The following is an 18,894-nucleotide window of genomic DNA, read 5'->3' as shown; positions in this document are numbered from 1 at the left end:
CAAGCGAGCGCAAGAACTAGACACTCTTGATCGGTGTGGTGACCCGGAAATCGCGCGAGGACGGAACGAGGGCGGCGGCCGCCGGCGCGGCGAAGCAGACGACCGCGCACGCCGCCAGTACCGGCGCCGCCCCGAACCGGTCGATCGCGGGCGCGATCAGCGCGAGCCCGGCGGGAGCCAGCCCGTAGGAGAACAGGAAGTCCAAAGAGGACACGCGCGCGAGCTTCCCCGGCTCGACCTCCCGCTGGGTCGCGGTGAACCACGGGACGTTGAACAGTTCGATGCCCAGCCCGGCGACGGCATAGGCGGCGACGACGAAGGCCGGGTGCACCGGGAACAGCAGGCTCAGTGGTGCGAAGCCGTAGCAGCCGAGTCCGACCAGCGCCGCCCAGCCCTGCCGTTTCGGGCGCCAGCGTGCGATGACGACGGCGCCCGCGAGCGCGCCGAGCGTGTACGCGGTGAGCCCGGCGGCCAGGACGGCTTCGGTGTCGTAGCGATCGCGGCTGACCAAGGGCAGCACCACGCCGGTGGCGGAATAGCCGGTCGCGATCACGGCGGTCAGCGCGCCGAGCCCGGCCAGGAACCACGGATGACGGCGGGCTTCGCGGAGACCGTCGGCGAACTCGCGGAAGAAGCGGACCTTGGCCGGGGCGGGCGCGAAGGTGCCCCGCGGTGGGATCAGCGCCGCCCCCAGCCACAGCACCCCGGTCCCGATCACCAGGGCCGACGTCGAGGCGAACTGCGAGAGCACGGCGGTGAGCCCGGGCGCGACCAGGGTCGTGACCCGGACGGCGAGCGTCATCGCGGCGTTGGCCTGCTGGCGGCGGTCTTCGGCGATCACCTCGGCGGTCAGCGCCTGGAACGCCGGTCGGCACGCGCCCTGCCCGACCCCGACGACGGCGGCCGCGGCGGCCATGACCAGGACCGATCGGCCCATACCGGCCGCGATCAGGGGAGTGGCGGCACCCGCGACGAGACCGGCCCAGAACACGACCCCGCGCCGGGAATACCGGTCGGCCAGTACGCCTGCCACCGGGACGGCCACGAGGAATCCCGCGGTCCGCGCGGCGAGCACGATGCCCAGGTCCACAGCCGAAAGCGACCGTTCCAGCACCGCGAGTCCGAGGATGAACGGCAGGGCCCAGGTCGCCAGCCCGGAGGCGGTGTTCCCGGTCCAGAGCCGGAGGAAGGACAGGCCGCGGAACACCGGGTGACGATAGCAAGGAGAGACAGCGGGCCCTTTTGGGCTCTACTCTGCCTCCCGTGCGCACGCCGACCTCGCCCCGAGGCCCGGTCAGGCGCTTCCGCGGCGGGGCCGTGGGGGTCCTGACCGGCACTTTGGCGACCGGTGCCCACGCCGGGACCAGCGGACGCGTCCCGGACCTCGGGGTGATCGTGCTGCTCGTCGCCCTGCTGAGCTGGGTGGCGTACGCGTTCGCCGGACGCCGTCGCGGTCCGCTCGCCATCCTCTGCCTGGTGGCGGGCGGGCAGCTGGCGATGCACGCCTGCCTGACCTTCCTGGCCTGGCAGTCGCACGCCCATCACGCCGACGCCCCGGGCAACGGCCTGGCCATGGCGGCCGGGCACGCCGCCGCGACCCTCGTGGTGGTGATGGTGCTCGCGGGTGCCGAGCACGTCCTGTTCGCGCTCACGGCTCTGATCGCTTCGGTCCTTCCGCGCCGCCTGACCCCGCGGCCGGCGACGGCGCCGTTGCGGATCCACGTCCCGCTCGCGGTGAAGTTCCCCGCGACCGAGGCGCTCCTGCGAGACGTGCTTTCGCGGCGCGGTCCGCCGGTGACGTCCGCCTGATCCCCGAAACCCTGCCGAGACCCGTGTCGCGGCAGGGCTCAGCACGCGTGCCGTGACCACCCCGGCGCGCGGCGCAGGCGCACGCCTCCCCACCGACGCCTCAGGAGTTCCCCCATGGCAACGCGAATCGACACGACCACGAGCCCGCCGCGCGCTTCCGGCTGGCGCGGACTGTTCCTCCGTCTCCACTTCTACGCCGGCATTCTCGTCGGACCGTTCGTCCTGATCGCCGCGCTCACCGGCGTGCTGTACGCGGCGACGCCGCAGATGGAGTCCTGGATCTATTCCGACCAGCTCCGCGCCCCCGTCGGGCTGAACCAGGCGTCCCTCGCCGACCAGGTCAAAGCCGCACAAGCGGCCAACCCCGGTGGTGCTCTGGTCGCCGTCCGTCCCGCCCCCGAACCGGGCGACACGACGCGCGTGCTCTTCGCCGAGGAGGGGCTCGGCGAGTCCGAACGACGCGCGATCTTCGTCGACCCCGCCACCGCGCAGGTGCGCGGGGATCTCGTCGCGTACGGCTCGAGCGGTGCCTTGCCGTTCCGGACCACGCTCGACCACCTGCACCGGAATCTGCTGCTCGGCGAACCGGGGCGGCTCTACAGCGAACTGGCCGCGTCCTGGTTGTGGGTCGTCGCGCTGGGCGGTCTCGTGCTGTGGGTGAGCCGCCCCCGCGCCCGCCGGAACGAGAAGACCGAGTCCGCGCGCGGAAAGTCGGTGCGCCGTCACGGATCCGTCGGCCTGTGGGTGCTGCTCGGCGCGCTGTTCCTCTCCGCGACAGGGCTGACGTGGTCGACTTACGCGGGTGAGAACGTCTCGGCGCTGCGTGAATCCCTCGGCTGGGCCACACCGGCGTTGAAGGTGACCGGCGCCGGCGAGCACGCCGGACACACCGGACACGCGGGTCACGGTGAAGCGCCCGCCGCGAAACCCGAGAGCGTGGACGCGATGCTCGCTTCGGCCCGAGCCGCCGGGATCGACGCGCCCTCGGTGGAGATCGGGCTGCCCGCTCAGCCCGGTGCTCCTTGGCAGGTCGCGGAAATCGAACGTGGCTGGCCGACACAGGTCGACGCCGTCGCGGTCGACGGGACCACCGGGCAGATCCTGGATGAGGTCCGATTCGACGAGTATCCGCTGATGGCCAAGCTCGCCCGCTGGGGGATCGACGCGCATATGGGCGTGCTGTTCGGCTGGCCCAACCAGATCGTGCTGCTCCTGCTCGGCGCAGGTCTGGTCACGCTGGTCGTGCTCGGCTACCGCATGTGGTGGCGTCGCCGGCCCACCCGCGCCACCGGGCTGACCTTCGGGCGGCCCATCCCGCGCGGTCAGTGGCGCAAGGCGCCGCCCGCACTGCTGGTGGGGCTTCTCGCCGCAGCCGCCGCGATCGGCTGGTTCGTGCCGCTGTTCGGGATCAGCCTGCTCGCGTTCCTGGTGATCGACCTGGCGCTGGGCCTGCGGTCCCGGTCCACTCCGGACTCGACCGACGTCACCGGGTGAGTTCCGCGCTCGCCGCCCACAACCGGGCGGCGAGCGCGGTGTCGGCGAGCTTGCCGCGGACCGGTTCCCGGCGGGCGGCTTTCAGCTGTTCGCGGGTGGCGGGCAGATCGGTGAGGTCCAGCTTGGGCAACAGCGGGACGGCCGGGGCGATTTCCGGGTCGTACGCAGAGGTCATCGGTCGCGCTCCTGACTCGGCGAGAGGATCCGAGACCGATTCTGGCCGCCCCGGCCGCGGGGATTCACCCGCCACGCGTCGCGGAAGCGGGCTCTTTCGTCCACCGAACGTGCGTCACGCCGAGCTCCTCGGTCGGGACGCGGTGCGTTTCGCGCGCGGTGAGCGCGGCCGCGGCGCTGAGCAGGCAGACGGCGGCGGTGAAGACGGCGACGCCGAGCCAGTCGTCCTTCCCCGAACCGATCTCGGCGACCACGCTCGGGGCGAACCCGGCGATGGCGAAGCCGATCTGCGTGCCGATCGCCATCCCCGAAAGGCGGACCGTGGCGCTGAACATCTCGCCGTAGAACGACGGCCACACCCCGTTGACGGCGCTGTAGGCGACACCGAACAGCAGGATGCCGACGGTGAAGATCAGCGGATACGAGCCGTCCGAAATGGACCACAGGTACGGGAAGATCAGCACCGCGCAGGCGAGACAGCCCGCGATGAACACCGGCTTGCGGCCGATCCGGTCGGAAAGCCCGGCCAGGAAGGGGATCGCGAGCAGCGCGGTGACATTGGCCAGTACGCCGACCCACAGGATCGGCCCCCGTTCCAGCCCGACCGTGTTGACCGCGTAGCTCAGCGCGTAGACGGTGAAGATCGTGCTGACCGAGGCGATGGTGGCCGCGACGACGACGCGGAGCACGTCCTTCCAGTGCGTCCGGAACAGCACGGCGACCGGCAGTTTGGCGACGTCGGACCGGTTCTGTTCGAACACCGGGGTCTCGTCGATCTTGCGGCGGATCACGAAGCCGACGAGCACGACGACGGCGCTGCACCAGAACGGGATCCGCCAGCCCCAGGTGAGCAACTGCTCCTGGGGGAGTGCGGCGATCGGCAGGAACACCGCGGTGGCCAGGATCTGACCGGCCTGGGTGCCGCTGAGGGTGAAGCTCGTGTAGAAGCCGCGCCGATGGGACGGAGCGTGCTCCAGCGACATCGAGTTGGCGCCCGCCTGCTCCCCGGCGGCCGAAAGTCCTTGCAGGAGGCGAAGTATCACCAGCAGGATCGGCGCGAGCACCCCGACGGAGGCGTAGGTCGGCAGGCAACCGACGAGGAACGTCGTGACGCCCATCAGCACCAGCGTGAACACGAGGACCTTCTTGCGGCCCAGTCGGTCGCCGACGTGCCCGAGCACGAACGCGCCGACCGGGCGGGCGAGGTAGCCGACGCCGAAGGTCGCCAGCGCCAGCAGTGTTCCGGTGGCGGGGGAGGACGCGGGGAAGAAGACCTTGTTGAACACCAGTGCGGCGGCGGTTCCGTAGATGAAGAAGTCGTAATACTCCAAGGCGCTGCCGATCCAGGCGGCCGAGGCCGCCTTGCGGTGCATGCCTTGCGTGACAGGGGAGGGAGAGGCCACGTCGACGCTCCAATGCGCGAACAGCAATGTACGATCTAGTTAGTTAATACAGCCTGCGAGACGGTGCCCGGGTTGTCAAGAGCCGGGATTTCAGGCCGTCAGATAGTCGATCACCAGGTCGCCCAGCATCAGGCGATAGTGATCGCGGCGCGCGGGATCGAGCATGTCGCGGCCGAAGATCGCCGAGAAGGTGTGCCGGTTCGCGAGGCGGAACACGCAGAACGAGCTGATCACCATGTGCACGTCGAGCGCGTCGACGTCGTCGCGGAACCGGCCTGCCTCACGGCCGCGGCCGAGGATGCGGGTGAGTACGTCGAGGGCCGGGTTCGCCATGCCGGACAAGGCTTCCGAGCGGGCGATGTGCTCGCCGTGGTGGATGTTCTCGATGCTCACGAGGCGGATGAAGTCCGGGTTCGCCTCGTGGTGGTCGAAGGTGAGCTCGGCGAGCTGGCGGATCGCGTCCTCGGGTTCGAGATGGTCGACGTCGAGATCCTGTTCGAGGGCGCGGATGGTCGCGTACGCCCGTTCGAGCGCGGCGACGTAGAGCTGCTCCTTGCCGCCGAAGTAGTAGTAGATCATCCGCTTCGTGGTGCTCGTGCGAGCGGCGATCTCGTCCACCCTGGCGCCGGCGTATCCCTTGTCGGCGAACTCCCTGGTGGCCACCGCGAGGATTTCGGCGCGGGTGCGTTCCTTGTCGCGCTGGCGCTCGACCTCGGACGACGGTGCGGCCACCTGACTCCCTCCGAACCGCTGGTGGAGGCCCCACTCTAGCGCAGCCCTTCTCGTGCCGACCGGTCCGCGCTACAGTGAACTCACTAGTTCGTACATTAACGGAGGATCTTGGTGACCAGCTACCTCATCGGCCTGGTCGGTACCGGTATCGGGCCGTCGCTGAGCCCGGCGCTGCACGAACGGGAAGCCGACGAGCTCGGGCTGCGCTACCTCTACCGGCGGCTCGACCTCGACGTGCTGAGGCTGCCGATCGGCGAGGTGCTGGCCGCCGCGCGGGCCGCGGGCTTCGATGGTCTCAACATCACCCATCCGGTGAAACAACAGGTGCTGCCGTATCTCGACGAGGTCGCACCGGACGCCGCGGCGCTCGGCGCGGTGAACACGGTGGTGTTCCGCGAAGGGCTCGCCACCGGGTACAACACCGACGCGACCGGATTCGCCCGCAACCTCATCCAGGGCCTGCCGGACGCCGACATGGACACGGTCGTCCTCCTCGGCGCGGGCGGGGCGGGCGCGGCCGTGGCCCACGCCCTGCTCTCGCTGGGAGCGGGGCGGTTGATCGTCCACGACGTCGACTCGGCGCGCGCCGGAACCCTGGTCGCCGCGCTGCGGCGGCGTTTCGGTGACGACCGGGCCCTGACCGGTTCCCTCGACGACGTCCGGATGGCCGACGGCCTCGTCCACGCCACGCCGACCGGGATGGCCGCGTATCCGGGATCGCCCGTTCCCGCCGGGTCGCTGCGCCCGGGGATGTGGGTGGCCGACATCGTCTACCGGCCGCTGGAGACCACGCTGCTCAAACAGGCGCGGGAGCGCGGATGCCGGACGCTGCACGGCGGCGGGATGGTGGTCTTCCAGGCCGCGGACTCGTTCCGCCTGTTCACCGGCACGGAGCCGGACGCCGACCGGATGCTCCGGCATTTCGAAGCGCTGGAAGGGAAACCCGCACATGCCCGGTGACACCGCCATCGCGACCGTCTGCCTTTCCGGGACGCTCGAGGACAAACTCGCGGCGGCAGCCGCGGCCGGCTTCCACGGCGTCGAGATCTTCGAGAACGACCTGATCGCGTCACGGCGGACGCCGTCGGAGATCCGGCGGCTCTGCGCCGACCTCGGCCTCACGATCGATCTCTACCAGCCGTTCCGGGATTTCGAGGCGGTGCCGCCGGACGTGCTCCGCGCGAACCTCCGCCGGGCGCGGCGGAAGTTCGACCTCATGGCCGAGCTCGGCGCGGACACCGTCCTGGTCTGTTCGTCGGTCTCGCCCGACGCCGTCGACGACGACGATCTCGCCGCCGGGCAGTTGCACGAGCTCGCTTCGCTGGCCGCGTCGCGCGGAATCCGCGTCGCCTACGAAGCGCTCGCGTGGGGCCGGTTCGTGAACACCTACGAGCACGCGTGGCGCATCGTGCGGCGAGCCGGCCATCCGGCGCTGGGTGTCTGCCTCGACAGCTTCCACATCCTGTCGCGGCGCGGCGATCCCCGCGCGATCCGGACGATCCCGGGGGAGAAGATCTTCTTCCTGCAACTGGCCGACGCGCCTCTGCTGGACATGGACGTGCTGCACTGGAGCAGGCATCACCGGCTCTTCCCGGGGCAGGGCGCGTTCGACCTGGCCACGTTCACCGGGCATGTCCTGGCGGCGGGTTATCGAGGGCCGCTTTCGCTGGAGGTGTTCAACGACGTCTTCCGGCAGGCGGACCCGCGGCCCGCGGCCGTCGACGCCATGCGATCGCTGGTGGCGCTGCGTGAATCCGTTGGCGCCCTTGCGGTTCCCGAGGCGCCTCGCCTGGATGGGCACGCGTTCGCGGAGCTCGCGGTTCCGGGCGCCGTGCTCGCGGAGCTCGGTTTCACGCACGTCGGAACGCATCGGTCGAAACCGGTCCACCTGTGGCGACAGGGATCGGCGCGGCTGCTGGTGAACGAAGCCGCCGCGGAGGGCACGATCAGCGCGCTCGGCCTGAGCAGCGCGAACCCGGCCGGGTCGGCACGGCGTGCGGAGAAGCTGCTCGCGCCCGTGCTGCCACGCGAGCACGGCCCGGACGAGGCGGACCTGTCCGCCGTCTCCGCCCCGGACGGGACCGAAATCTTCTTTTGTGGCAACGACGACTGGCTTCGCGATTTCGTTCCGACCGGGGCGTCGCCGGCAGGGACGGGGATCACCGGCATCGACCATGTCGCCCTGACCCAGCCTTTCGACCACTTCGACGAAGCGATGCTGTTCTACCGTTCGGTGCTCGGCCTGCGGCCCGAGCCGGTGTCCGAATTCGCGGCGCCGTTCGGGCTCGTGCGCAGCCGGGCGGTCGGGAACCGGGACGTCCGGCTGACGTTGGACAGTGCCTTGGTGCGGCGAGGGGAGTGGGTGCCGGGAGTGCCTTCGCCCCAGCACATCGCTCTCGCTTGCGACGACGCGATCGCCGTCGCGCGGGCCATGCGGGAGGCGGGTGCGCCACTGCTTTCGATCCCCGGGAACTACTACGACGACCTCGACGCGCGGTTCGACCTGCCGTTTTCGGCCGCCTTGCGGGAGAATTCGGTGCTGTACGACCGGGACTCGTCCGGCGAGTTCCTGCATTTCTGCACGGAGCTGGTCGGGTCGCGGGTGTTCTTCGAGGTCGTGCAACGGATCGGCGGGTATCGCGGGTACGGGGTCGTGAACACGCCGGTGTACATGACCGCGCATCGGGAACGGCGTCTCAGTCTCAGCCAAACCTCGTGAGTGGTAAGGACGGTTAGAACCGTCCTTACCACTCACGAGGCGAGGTGGGCGAAGGCGTCAGCTCGGCGGCTGCTCGGCCTGCGGATTGGGTTGCGGCTGCGCCGGCGGGCCCGGCGGCTGCTGAGCCGGCGGGGCGAAGCCCGGCTGAGCGGGAGGGGCGAAGCCCGGCTGCGCGGCGGGGTAGCCGGGTTGCGCCGCGGGGTAGCCGGGCTGGGCGGCCATCGGGTGGTTGGCCGGCGGTACGAAACCCTGCTGCCGAGAAGAACGGCCGCTCTTGACGACCGCGATCGCGACCAGCAGCCAGGAGAGCAGGGAGGCGGTGTCGAACACCAAGGCGACCGCCAGGTAGATCGTGCGGATGGCGTCCAGGCTGAGGTTGCCGGACTCGCTCCAGTCCGGCACGTTCAACGCCAAGAACTGCCACGCGATCCCCATCACCGTCGTGACGAGCATGATCGCGAACGCGGCCACCATCAGGCCGGAGACGCCCCGAGCGCGTCCTTTGACCGAGACGATCAGGCCGACCAGGCCCACCGCGAGTTGCAGTAACAGGGGGATGGTCTCGATGCTCGCGAACCCCAAGGGTGACATGTCTGCCTTCCACAGCTCTCCGCCGGAACCATGACGTCCGGCCACACTGGAGCGATCCTATGCGGTCGTGGCGGTCAGTGATCCTCAGAACCCGATGGGCAATCCCGCGTAGTTCTCCGCCAGGCCCGCCCGCCCTGCCTCGCTCCGCGCCAGCCACCGCAACTGCGAAAGCTGCAACTGCCGGTCGAACGGGTCGCCCGACTGGTGCAGCATCGTCGTCATCCACCACGAGAAGTGCGTACACCGCCAGACCCGGCGCAGCGCGGTGTCGGAGTAGGCGTCGGCGAGCGCGAAGTCCTTGTCCCGCACCAAAGCGGCCAGCGCCGGGGCGAGGAGGGCGACGTCGGCGACGGCGAGGTTGAGCCCCTTCGCGCCGGTGGGTGGCACGATATGCGCGGCGTCACCGGCGAGGAACAGGCGACCGTGGCGCATGGGCTGCTGCACGAAACTGCGCATGGGAAGCACGCTCTTGTCGGTGATCGGCCCCGGCGTGAGGGTCCAGCCGTGCTGGCCGTGGCCGAGCCGGGTCGCGAGCGCCTCCCAGATCCGGTCGTCGGACCAGGCGCCGATGTCGGTGCCGTTGGGCACTTGCAGGTAGAGCCTGCTGACGGTGGCCGAGCGCATCGAATGCATGGCGAAGCCGTCGGGATGCCACGCGTAGATGAGCTCGTCGGTCGACGGGGCGACGTCGGCGAGCACCCCGAGCCACGAGTACGGGTAGGTGCGTTCCCAAGTCTGCTTCGCGGCGTCGGGGATCGCGGTGCGACAAGGTCCGAAGGAGCCGTCGCAGCCGACGACGACGTCGGCGTCCAGCCGCTGCCGTGCGCCGTCCGCGTCGGTGAAAGTGACGTAGGGCCGTTCGGTCTCGATGCCGTGTACGGCGGTGTCGGTGACTTCGTAGTGGATCTGCTGCCCCGCCGCCGCACGCGCCTTGCCGAGATCCTTCGTCACCTCGGTCTGCCCGTACACGGTGACGCTTCGGCCCACCAGGTCCACGAAGTCGAGGTGATGGCGTTCCTCGGGCCACTGCAGGTAGATGCCCCGGTGCTCGTCGCCTTCGCGGTCGAGCCGCGCGCCGAGTCCCGTCTCGCGAAGAAGGTCCACTGTGGACTGTTCGAGGATGCCGGCCCGGATCCGCGCCTCGACGTACTCGCGCGAGCGGGTCTCGACGATCACCGATTCGACCCCCGCCAGATCGAGCAGATGCGACAGGAGCAGTCCGGCCGGGCCGGCGCCGACGATGGCGACTGGGGTACGCATGACCGGAGTCTGGTCGCCCGGTGGCCGAACCGCTAGCGGTCGCTTCCACTCAGTGAAACCGCAGGCTCCGGCCGATACCGGCGGCCGCGACCTGGAGCGCGGAGATCAGCCGAGCCCGGCCGCGGCTCAGATCGGGGACGACCAGGCCGAGCGCCGCGACGACGTCGCCTCCCGACGGCCGGATCGGGACGGCGACCGAGCACGCGCCCCGGCTCATCTCCTCGACGGTCTGCGCGTAGCCCTCTCGCCGGACGCGGCGCAACTGTTCGCGCAGGCGGCCGGGCTGCGTGATGGTGTACGGCGTGACGCGGGTCAGCGAGCCGAGCACCCGACGCTGAACGTCCTCCGGTGCCCAGGCCAGCAGGACCTTCCCGATCCCGGTGGCGTGCAGCGGCAGGCGTCCGCCGATCCGGCTGACCACCGGCACGGACGCGTTCCCCGAGAGCCGGTCGAGGTAGAGCACCTGGTCACCGTCACGCTCGCCGAGGTGCACCGTGGCGCCGGTCGCCCCGTAGAGATCCTGGAGGAAGGGGGCGGCGATCTGCCGCAGCTCGAACTGGACGGGAGCGAGCAGCCCGAGATCCCACAGCCGCCTGCCGACGGCGTACCGGTCCTCGCGCCGCTCCAGCGCTCCCAGGCCCACGAGTTCACGGGCCAGCCGGTGCGCGGTGGGCAGTGGCAGGCCGGCCCGCTGTGAGAGTTCGGTCAGCGACAGCTCGCGATGGTCGACGTCGAAGGCGCCGAGCAGTGCGAACGCCCGCGACGTGACGCTGGCGCCGGGTGTCGACAGGTTCCCTGGCATGCGGCCAGCTTCTCACTGAGTGGAAGTGAGGGCGAGCCCGAGCCACAGCCCGCCGACGGCGAGCACGATGGACGCCGGGACGGTGAGCAGGCCGAGCCGGGTGAACTCGCCCAGCTCGGGCCGGGTGTCGTGCCGGTGCAGGATCCGCCGCCACAACAGCGTGGCCAGCGAGCCGACGTAGGTGAGGTTCGGCCCGAGGTTGACCCCGATCAGCACGGCCAGCACCACCGGTGTCCCGCCGGCGGCGGCGAGCGGCAGCAGCACGAGCACGGCGGGCAGGTTGTTGATCAGGTTGGCGAGGACGGCCGCCACCGCGGCCGCGCCGAGCAGGGCGGCGAACGAGGTGGAAGCCGGCACCAGGTGGCTGAGCGCCTCGTCCAATCCGTTGTCGACGACGGCGCGGACCACGATCGCCAGCGCGAGCACGAAAGCGACGAAAGGGATGCTCGCCGACCGCACGATCGCGGCGGGCGAGGTCCGCCGCCGCACGAGGGCACGGCAGGCCAGGACGGCGGCGCCGGCGAACGCGGCCCACGCGGGGCTGACGTCCAGCAGGGACGTGACCACGAACCCGGTCAGCGTCAGGCCGAGCACGACGAGGACGAACGCCGGGACCTTCCCGGCCGGAACCGCTTTCCCGCCGCGTGGCCTTGCCGCCAGGTCGGCGGCGAAGAACCGGCGGAACACCAGGTATTCGGTGAGCACCGCCGCGAGCCAGGGCAACGTCATCAGCGCGGTGAACCGCAGGAACGAGATCCCGGTCGCGGCGACGGCGAGCAGATTGGTCAGATTGGACACCGGCAGCAGCAGGGAGGCCGAGTTCGCCAGATGCGTGCAGGCATAGGCGTGCGGTTTGGCCCGCGCGCCCATCCGCGCGGCGGTGGCGAACACGACCGGGGTCAGCAGCACGACGGTGGCGTCCAGGCTGAGCACCACGGTGACCGCCGCGGCGACGACGAACACCGCGGGCAGCAGCCGTCGCGGTCTTCCCCGGCTGAACCTCGCCATGAGCGTGCCCGCGGCTTGGAACAGCCCTTCGTCGTCGCACAATTTGGCAAGGACGAGTACCGCGGCGAGGAAGCCCGCCACCGGGGCGAGTCTGGTCACCTCGTCGAGCGCGTCGGGCAACGAGATCGCCCCGGCCGCCAGGACGATCGCCGCGGCGGGGACGGCGGCGACCGCTTCCGGGAGACCGCGTGGCCGGATCACCGCGAAGGCCAGGACGACCAGCAAGAGCGCGATGGACACCAGTTCGCCGGGAAAGCCTGTCAGTGCGAACCTCCTCGGGGAGAAGCCGACTTCGGCAATCTAGGCTGGGCCTGGTGCGAGAGACGAACTGGGCGGGGAATCAGACCTTCTCCGCGGAGCGGATCGTGCGGCCACGCACGGTCGGGCAGGTTCAGGAGGCCGTCGCCGGAGCGAGCGCGGTCAAGGCGCTCGGCAGCAGACACTGTTTCAACGACATCGCGAACAGTCCGGGTGGCGTCCTGCTCGATCTCTCCGCGCTCGACACGGAGGTCGTCCTCGACGCGGAGTCGAGGACGGTCTCGGTGCCCGCGGCGGCCCGCTACGGCGACATCGCCGTCCAGGTGCATGCCGCCGGGTTCGCGCTGGCCAACCTCGCTTCGCTGCCCCATTGCACGGTGGCGGGCACCGTCGCGACGGCGACCCACGGCTCCGGGCGGCGTAACCAGAGCCTGGCGTCGGCGGTGTCCGGTTTGGAGCTGGTGACCGCCGACGGTGAGCTGAAGTCGTTCTGCCGGCACGACGGCGTGGTCGCCGGCCTCAGCGCGCTCGGTGTGGTGACCCGGCTGACGCTCGACCTGGTGCCGTCGTTCGACCTCCGGCAGGACGTCTTCGACGGCCTGGCATGGGAATCGGTGTACGAGCACTTCGACGAGATCCAGGACGCCGGTTACAGCGTCAGCCTGTTCACGAACTGGGCCCGCGACGAGGCCGACCAGGTCTGGGTCAAAGGACCGGGACGGCCGGGTGAGGACTTCTTCGGCGCGAAGGCGGCGGACGGACCGCGGCATCCGGCCCACGCGGCGGGTATCCCGGCGGACAACTGCACGCGACAGCTCGGCGTCACCGGGCCCTGGCACGAACGGATCCCGCATTTCCGCCTGGACTTCACGCCCAGCATCGGGAACGAACTCCAGACCGAGTACTTCGTGCCGATCCGGCACGCCGTCGCGGCGATGGAGGCGATGCGCGGACTCGGGCACCGGCTGGCGCCCGTCCTGCTCACGTCCGAGATCCGCACGGTCGCGGGGGACGACCTGTGGCTCAGCCCGTTCCACGGCGGCGACCGGCTGGCGCTGCACTTCACCTGGCTGCCGGACGAACAGGCGGTCCGCGAGCTGCTGCCCGTGCTGGAGGAACGCCTCGCGCCGTTCGACGTCCGGCCGCATTGGGGAAAGCTCTTCCACCGCGCGGCGGACTACCCGAAGCTGGCCGATTTCCGGGCGCTCGCCGACGAACTGGACCCGGACGGCAAGTTCCGGAACCCCTTCGTCCGGCGGCACGTGTTCGGGCAGCGCTAGTCCGGTCGCGACGTCGATCCCCGTGCGCGGCTCCCCGGGACACCCACCGCGGCGGCCACGAGAGGCACGGCACAGGCCCAGGGGCAGGCGAAACTGCTACCGTGGCGCCAGTTGCTTGCTCGCACGGGAAGATCCCCGGCTGCTGCACTGGGGCCGCACGTTTCTCCCGAGGAGCCTTCATGTCTCTTCCCCTCGCCCGTCGTATGGACGGTGTCACCAGTTCTCCCGTGCGCGACCTGCTCGCGCTCACCGCCCGCCCGGGCGTGATCTCGTTCGCCGGCGGCATGCCCGCGCCGGAACTGTTCGATGTGGACGGCCTCCGCGCCGCCTTCGGCCGGGCACTCGCCGACAAGTCCGCGTTACAGTATTCGCCCACCGAAGGGAATCCACGGCTGCGCGAGCTGCTCGCGCGGCGGCTGTCCGGCCGCGGGCTCGCGACCACCGCGGACGATCTGCTGATCACCACGGGTTCACAGCAGGGCCTGCAACTGCTGAGCACCGCGTTGCCCGACCCCGGCGCCACCGTGCTGGTGGAAGAACCGGTGTACCTGTCGGCGCTGCAATGCTTCCAGCTCGCCGAGGCACGCGTCGTCCCCGTCCCCGGCGACGCCGACGGGATCGACCCGGCCGCGCTGGACGAGATCGCGGCCAGGGAACGGCCGGCGCTGCTGTACCTCGTCCCGACGTTCTCGAATCCGTCCGGGCGCACGATCGGTCCGGAACGACGCCGCGCGCTCGCGGAAGTGATCGCGCGGCACGGGTTCTGGCTCGTCGAGGACGATCCTTACCACGAACTGCGGTATCGCGGCGAACGCGAGGAACCGCTGTCGGCCCGCCCCGAGCTCGCCGGGCGCACGATCTATCTCGGCAGTTTCTCGAAGGTGATCGCCCCGGGGATGCGACTGGGCTGGTTCCGCGCGCCGGCGGATCTCCTGCGCCGCGTCACGATCCTCAAGCAGGCGACCGATCTGCACAGCTCGACCGTCGACCAGGCGGCCGCCGCCGAGTACCTGGCCGCCGCGGATCTCGACGCGCATGTGCGGAAGCTGTGTGCGACGTACCGCGTGCGCCGTGACGCGATGCTGGCCGAACTGCCCGCGATCACTCCGCCCGGCACGACGTGGACCGACCCGGACGGCGGCATGTTCGTCTGGGTCACCCTTCCCGGCGGTGCGGACACGGACCGGTTGCTTCCCGACGCGCTGCGGCAGGACGTCGCTTTCGTGCCCGGTTCGGCATTTCAGGTGGGGGAGCCGGATCGGTCGGCGTTGCGGCTGTCGTTCGCCACGCACGGGCCGGAGACGATCGCCGAGGGTTTGCGGAGGCTGGGCAAAGCCCTGTCGCAGTGAGGTAGGCGTCGTCCGGGGTCTCGAGGGCGATTCGGGTTGGAAACCGACCGTGTCTCAAGGGACGACACGCGTGATCAGGTGGACGACGCACGTGATCAGGTGGACGACGCACGTGATCAGGTGGACGACGCACGTGATCAGATGGACGACACGCGTGTCCAGACGGACGACACGCGGCGTACCGGCCGCGGGCGTGTGCCGTCCCTCTGATCACGTGTGTCGTCCATCCCGTCACGTGTGTCGTCCGTCGGATCACGCGTGTCGTCCGTCCCGTCACGCGAGGCGGCTCCGCCGGCCTCTCAACGAAGCTGCCGCGCCCATTCGGTGATCACGGCGGCCGTCTTCGCCGGCTGGTCCTCCGCCGTGTACGCGTAACTGTCGGGAATGGTCTTCAACGGCGCGTCCAGCCGTTCGGCGAACCGCCGCGCGTGGGCGAGCGGGAACACGCGATCCTCGGCGGCCCAGGCCAGCAGGACCGGTTTGCCGAACTCGACCGCGAGGTGGGCGGCCGCCTCGCGGCTGTACCGCGCCGAAACGCCGCCGATGGCCTTGCGGCCGTCGTGGCGGATCGCCGGATCGGTCAGGACCGGGCCGATGTAGCTTTCCATGGCCCGTGCGTCGACGGGGTACTTGGCCAGCCACCCGTAGGTGTTGCGCCAACGCCAGGTGCGGCGGATCCGCAACGCCTGATAGAGCGCCCGGTAGGTCGCCGGATGGGCGGCGGTCGCCTTGAGGAGCCCGAAACCGCCGGGTTCGGGCGGCCATGAGCACTCCGGGGTTTCGCAGCTGTTGAGCACCAGACGCGCGATGCGCTGGGGGTATGTCGTGGCGGCGATCTGGCTGTAGGCGCCGCCGGAATCGTTGCCGATCAGCGTGACGTCGGTCAGGTCGAGCGCGTCCAGGAACTGGGCGATCACGGCGGCCATCCCGGGCGGGGTCAGATCGGCGTCGCGGCGCATCGGGACCAGATGGGCGCCGAGCGGCCAATCCGGCGTGACACAACGGAAAGCGGGGGAGAGCAGCGGGACGAGCGCGCGCCAGAGGTTCGCGTTCACCAGGTAGCCGTGGACGAAAACGAGGGTCGGCCCGGTGCCGCTCTCGTGATAGCGCAAGGTTCCCGAGGGGAGTTCGGCCTCCTTCACAGCGCCGAGCTGGGGATCCCGCCAGCCGGTGCCCGCCCAGTTCGTCATGCCCGCCGCCTTTCGCCGGGAGAGTTCTTGTAACCGTTGTAAGAACTGTAGCGTGCTTCTTGCAACGGTTACAAGAACCGCTAAGCTCCCAGGGTGGACCCGCGCAAGGAACGGACCATCGCCGCGCTGCTGCGCGCCGCGGACGAGGTCTTTCGGGAACGGCCGGCCGACGACGTCACGGTCGAGGAGATCGCCGAGCGGGCGAAGGTTTCGGTCGGCTCGCTCTACAACCACTTCGGCTCGAAGGCGGGCCTGCACGCGGCGGTGGTGGAGCGCGCGCTCCAGGCTGATCGCGAGTACATGGACCGTGCGTATGTCCCCGGTCGCGAGCCGATCGAGCAGATCTACGCCGCTGCCGACGAGTATCTGGCGTTCTACCTGGCCAACCCCGACTACTTCCGGATGTTGGCGTTCCCTCGTGAGCCAGGCGGCTACGCGGCGGGGCACGAGCTCGCGGAACGGCTCGCCCGGTCGGTCGCCGAGCAGAACGCGCGGCTCGTGCGTGCCCTGCGCGAAGGGGTGGAGGCGGGCGAATTGCGGGATGTCGACCCGGAGGAGGCCGCCACCGTGCTGTGGGCGGCGTGGAACGGGATCATCAGTCTCGGCTGGCGTCCGGATGCCTTGCGCCGCGACGAAAAGCAGCTGCGCGCCCTGCTCGCCGCGGCGACCGACATGGCCGCGAACGGCTTGGTGAAGCGCTAGTCGGCCTGCGGGTCCCAGGTCAGCAGCCGGACCTTGCTGACGGTCTGGACGTGCCGTCGCATGGCGTTCGCGGCCGCCTTCGGGTCGCCGTTCCGGATGGCCTCGGCGATGTTGTGGTGCTGGCTCAGTGAACGCCACGGCCTGCCGGGCTGCCGCAAGGACTCGTTGCGGCTTTCCGCGATCTGCGTGTCGATCGAACGCATGAACTCGGCGAGGAGGGCGTTGTTCGCGGCGGCGGTGATCGCTTCGTGGAACCGGCGGTCGCCTTCGGCGCCGTGCCCGCCGTCCTCGATCTCGGTCTTCATGTACTCCAGTGCCGCGTCGATGGCGGCGAGATCCGCGTCGGATCGTCGCGACGCGGCCAGCTCCGCGAGCTTGGTCTCCATCGCCTCGCGGGCTTCGAGTACTTCCGGAAGCCGCCGGCGGCGGGCGACGAGTTCGTCGACCGGTTCGACGTCGAGGTGATCGTTGCGCAGGTAGGTGCCCCCGCCGTGCCGCGACTCGAGCAGGCCCTGCACCTCGAGCACGACGATCGCCTGCTTGATCGACGCGCGGCTGACGCCGAGCCGCTCGGCGAGGTCGCGTTCGCTGGGGAGTTTGTCGCCCGCGCGCAGGCCGGACTCCTCGACGTGCGCCTTGATCCGCTCGACGACCTGCTCGTAGAGCTTCGCCCGGTTCAACCGGCTCAACGCCTCCGGCACTCGGTCCCCTCCCACGACTGGACAAGTGGCCTAGCCAATTTACCACTCATGGGTTGACAGGTGGTCGCCGTCACAGGGAAAGTGGCTCAGCCACTAGTCCACTCGGCCACTCGCCAAGGGGCTCCTGCCGTCAAGGAGGACGGTCATGTCCGCCCAGCTGATCTCGATCCTCGTCCTCGTGGTGATCTTCGCCCTCGCCACGACCCGCTCGATCAACATGGGGGCGCTCGCCTTCGCCGGCGCGTTCCTCGTCGGCACCCTCGCCGGTGGCCTGGACACCGACGGCATCTTCGCCGGCTTCCCCGGTGACATCTTCGTGGTGCTGGTGGGCGTCACCTATCTGTTCGCCATCGCCAGGGCCAACGGCACCACCGACTGGCTGGTCGCCGCGGCCGTGCGCCTGGTCGGCGGCCGGATCGCGCTCATCCCGTGGGTGATGTTCGTGGTCACCGGCGCGCTCACCGCGATCGGCGCGGTGAGCCCGGCGGCCTGCGCGATCGTCGCGCCGATCGCGCTCGGGTTCGCCGCCCGCTACAAGATCAGCCCGCTGCTCATGGGCGCGATGGTGGTGCACGGCGCGCAGGGCGGCGGGTTCTCGCCGATCAGCGTGTACGGCTCGATCGTCAACGGGATCGTCGAGCGCAACCACATCGCGGGCAGCCCCGTGGTGCTGTTCCTCGCGAGCCTGGGCATGAACCTGGCCATCGCGGGCGTGCTCTTCGTCGTCCTCGGCGGGACGAAACTGCGGCGCCGCGCGCTCGTGACGGCAGGCGGCGGAGCGGAGACCGAGGAGGAACCGCTGCCGCACGAACAGCGCATTCCCTTGGACGGTCCCAAGATCGTGACGTTGACCGGCCTGGTCGCGCTCGTGGTCGGGACCCTCGTGTTCGACCTCGACCCTGGCCTGACCGCCATCACCGTCGCCGTCCTGCTGAGTGTCGCGTGGCCAAAGACCAGCCGCTCCGCCGTCTCCGAGATCACCTGGCCGACCGTGCTGCTGATCTGCGGTGTGCTGACCTACGTGGCGGTGCTGAAGGAGATCGGCACCATCGACTACGTCGGCAACGCGGTCACCACCGTCGGGATCCCGCTGCTCGCGGCGCTTCTGCTCTGCTACATCGGCGGTGTCGTCTCCGCCTTCGCGTCTTCGGTCGGGCTGATGGGCGCGCTCATCCCGCTGGCCGTGCCGTTCCTGGCGCAGGGCACGATCGGGCCGGTCGGCATGATCGCCGCCCTCGCGGTCTCGTCGACGATGGTGGACGTCAGTCCCTTCTCCACCAACGGCGCGCTCGTCCTCGCCAACGCGAAGGACGTCGACCGCGACAAGTTCTTCAAACAACTTCTGGTCTACGGGGCGCTCGTGGTGGCCGTCGTGCCGCTGGTCGCCTGGCTCGTGTTCGTCGTGCCCAACTGGGGCTGAGG

At 70.2% G+C, this 18,894-nt stretch carries 18 protein-coding genes; 8 read left to right on the top strand and 10 right to left on the bottom strand.

The genetic code is table 11. The features are described 5' to 3' along the window. Positions 1 to 16 precede the first annotated feature (16 nt). Positions 17 to 1,207 carry an MFS transporter gene (locus ACZ3HL_RS12040; protein ID WP_465530581.1) on the bottom strand — a complete coding sequence of 397 codons (1,191 nt, stop codon included), beginning with the start codon at positions 1,205 to 1,207 and terminating at the stop codon, positions 17 to 19. Between the two features lie 56 nt (positions 1,208 to 1,263). Between ACZ3HL_RS12040 and ACZ3HL_RS12035 the strand changes: the two genes are divergently transcribed. Together ACZ3HL_RS12035 and ACZ3HL_RS12030 are read left to right on the top strand one after the other, a co-directional pair. After that, on the top strand, positions 1,264 to 1,809 hold the full coding sequence (locus ACZ3HL_RS12035; protein ID WP_465530579.1) for a hypothetical protein: 546 nt from the start codon (positions 1,264 to 1,266) through the stop codon (positions 1,807 to 1,809). A gap of 114 nt (positions 1,810 to 1,923) precedes the next feature. Next, positions 1,924 to 3,303, top strand: coding sequence for a PepSY-associated TM helix domain-containing protein (locus ACZ3HL_RS12030; RefSeq protein ID WP_465530577.1), 1,380 nt, complete (start codon positions 1,924 to 1,926; stop codon positions 3,301 to 3,303). On the opposite strand, the gene ACZ3HL_RS12025 is transcribed toward ACZ3HL_RS12030, so the two are convergent. The 3 genes from ACZ3HL_RS12025 to ACZ3HL_RS12015 all read right to left on the bottom strand — a co-directional run bounded on the left by ACZ3HL_RS12025 (position 3,293) and on the right by ACZ3HL_RS12015 (position 5,612). Then, entirely contained in the window at positions 3,293 to 3,478 is a 186-nt protein-coding gene (locus ACZ3HL_RS12025; RefSeq protein ID WP_465530575.1) for a hypothetical protein, read from the bottom strand. The genes ACZ3HL_RS12030 and ACZ3HL_RS12025 overlap by 11 nt on opposite strands. A 64-nt stretch (positions 3,479 to 3,542) precedes the next feature. Beyond that, a complete protein-coding gene (locus tag ACZ3HL_RS12020; protein ID WP_465531053.1) occupies positions 3,543 to 4,850 on the bottom strand; it encodes an MFS transporter in 1,308 nt (435 codons plus the stop codon). A 120-nt stretch (positions 4,851 to 4,970) separates the two neighbouring features. After that, positions 4,971 to 5,612, bottom strand: coding sequence for a TetR/AcrR family transcriptional regulator (locus tag ACZ3HL_RS12015; protein ID WP_465420967.1), 642 nt, complete (start codon positions 5,610 to 5,612; stop codon positions 4,971 to 4,973). Between the two features lie 111 nt (positions 5,613 to 5,723). On the opposite strand from ACZ3HL_RS12015, the gene ACZ3HL_RS12010 reads away from it, so the two are divergent. Continuing rightward, positions 5,724 to 6,572, top strand: a complete 849-nt coding sequence (locus ACZ3HL_RS12010; protein WP_465530573.1) for a shikimate dehydrogenase — start codon at positions 5,724 to 5,726, stop codon at positions 6,570 to 6,572. Next, positions 6,562 to 8,331: a bifunctional sugar phosphate isomerase/epimerase/4-hydroxyphenylpyruvate dioxygenase family protein gene (locus tag ACZ3HL_RS12005; protein WP_465530571.1), complete on the top strand. Its 1,770-nt coding sequence runs from the start codon at positions 6,562 to 6,564 to the stop codon at positions 8,329 to 8,331. Before ACZ3HL_RS12010 ends, ACZ3HL_RS12005 begins: the two co-directional genes overlap by 11 nt. Before the next feature lie 57 nt (positions 8,332 to 8,388). On the opposite strand, the gene ACZ3HL_RS12000 is transcribed toward ACZ3HL_RS12005, so the two are convergent. From ACZ3HL_RS12000 to ACZ3HL_RS11985, 4 genes are all read right to left on the bottom strand, one after another. Then, the gene (locus ACZ3HL_RS12000; RefSeq protein WP_465420957.1) at positions 8,389 to 8,922 is read right to left on the bottom strand and encodes a hypothetical protein; all 534 of its coding nucleotides are present in this window, start codon (positions 8,920 to 8,922) and stop codon (positions 8,389 to 8,391) included. 84 nt (positions 8,923 to 9,006) lie between these two features. Then, the gene (locus tag ACZ3HL_RS11995) at positions 9,007 to 10,182 is read right to left on the bottom strand and encodes a 4-hydroxybenzoate 3-monooxygenase (protein WP_465530569.1); all 1,176 of its coding nucleotides are present in this window, start codon (positions 10,180 to 10,182) and stop codon (positions 9,007 to 9,009) included. 49 nt (positions 10,183 to 10,231) lie between these two features. After that, the gene (locus ACZ3HL_RS11990; protein WP_465530567.1) at positions 10,232 to 10,984 is read right to left on the bottom strand and encodes an IclR family transcriptional regulator; all 753 of its coding nucleotides are present in this window, start codon (positions 10,982 to 10,984) and stop codon (positions 10,232 to 10,234) included. A 12-nt stretch (positions 10,985 to 10,996) separates the two neighbouring features. After that, positions 10,997 to 12,235 carry an ArsB/NhaD family transporter gene (locus ACZ3HL_RS11985; protein WP_465531051.1) on the bottom strand — a complete coding sequence of 413 codons (1,239 nt, stop codon included), beginning with the start codon at positions 12,233 to 12,235 and terminating at the stop codon, positions 10,997 to 10,999. 71 nt (positions 12,236 to 12,306) lie between these two features. On the opposite strand from ACZ3HL_RS11985, the gene ACZ3HL_RS11980 reads away from it, so the two are divergent. Both ACZ3HL_RS11980 and ACZ3HL_RS11975 read left to right on the top strand, forming a co-directional pair. Then, a complete protein-coding gene (locus ACZ3HL_RS11980) occupies positions 12,307 to 13,530 on the top strand; it encodes an FAD-binding protein (RefSeq protein ID WP_465530565.1) in 1,224 nt (407 codons plus the stop codon). Positions 13,531 to 13,709: 179 nt separating this feature from the next. Further along, positions 13,710 to 14,879: an aminotransferase-like domain-containing protein gene (locus ACZ3HL_RS11975; protein WP_465530563.1), complete on the top strand. Its 1,170-nt coding sequence runs from the start codon at positions 13,710 to 13,712 to the stop codon at positions 14,877 to 14,879. A 299-nt stretch (positions 14,880 to 15,178) separates the two neighbouring features. Here the strand turns inward: ACZ3HL_RS11975 and ACZ3HL_RS11970 are convergent, their stop codons facing one another. Continuing rightward, entirely contained in the window at positions 15,179 to 16,069 is an 891-nt protein-coding gene (locus ACZ3HL_RS11970; protein ID WP_465530561.1) for an alpha/beta fold hydrolase, read from the bottom strand. 93 nt (positions 16,070 to 16,162) lie between these two features. Here ACZ3HL_RS11970 and ACZ3HL_RS11965 point away from each other — a divergent pair, with 93 nt between their 5' ends. After that, positions 16,163 to 16,771, top strand: a complete 609-nt coding sequence (locus ACZ3HL_RS11965; protein WP_465530559.1) for a TetR/AcrR family transcriptional regulator — start codon at positions 16,163 to 16,165, stop codon at positions 16,769 to 16,771. Here the strand turns inward: ACZ3HL_RS11965 and ACZ3HL_RS11960 are convergent. Beyond that, a complete protein-coding gene (locus ACZ3HL_RS11960) occupies positions 16,768 to 17,472 on the bottom strand; it encodes a FadR/GntR family transcriptional regulator (protein WP_465420943.1) in 705 nt (234 codons plus the stop codon). The two genes, ACZ3HL_RS11965 and ACZ3HL_RS11960, sit on opposite strands and share 4 nt — an antisense overlap. Before the next feature lie 145 nt (positions 17,473 to 17,617). On the opposite strand from ACZ3HL_RS11960, the gene ACZ3HL_RS11955 reads away from it, so the two are divergent. Then, positions 17,618 to 18,892 (top strand): SLC13 family permease, encoded by a 1,275-nt coding sequence (locus ACZ3HL_RS11955; RefSeq protein ID WP_465530557.1) that lies wholly within the window; start codon positions 17,618 to 17,620, stop codon positions 18,890 to 18,892. Positions 18,893 to 18,894 lie beyond the last annotated feature (2 nt).

Source organism: Amycolatopsis sp. NPDC000009 (assembly GCF_055563465.1).
The sequence above is the reverse complement of the archived record's forward strand: the minus strand, read 5'-3'. Positions and strand labels throughout refer to the sequence as shown.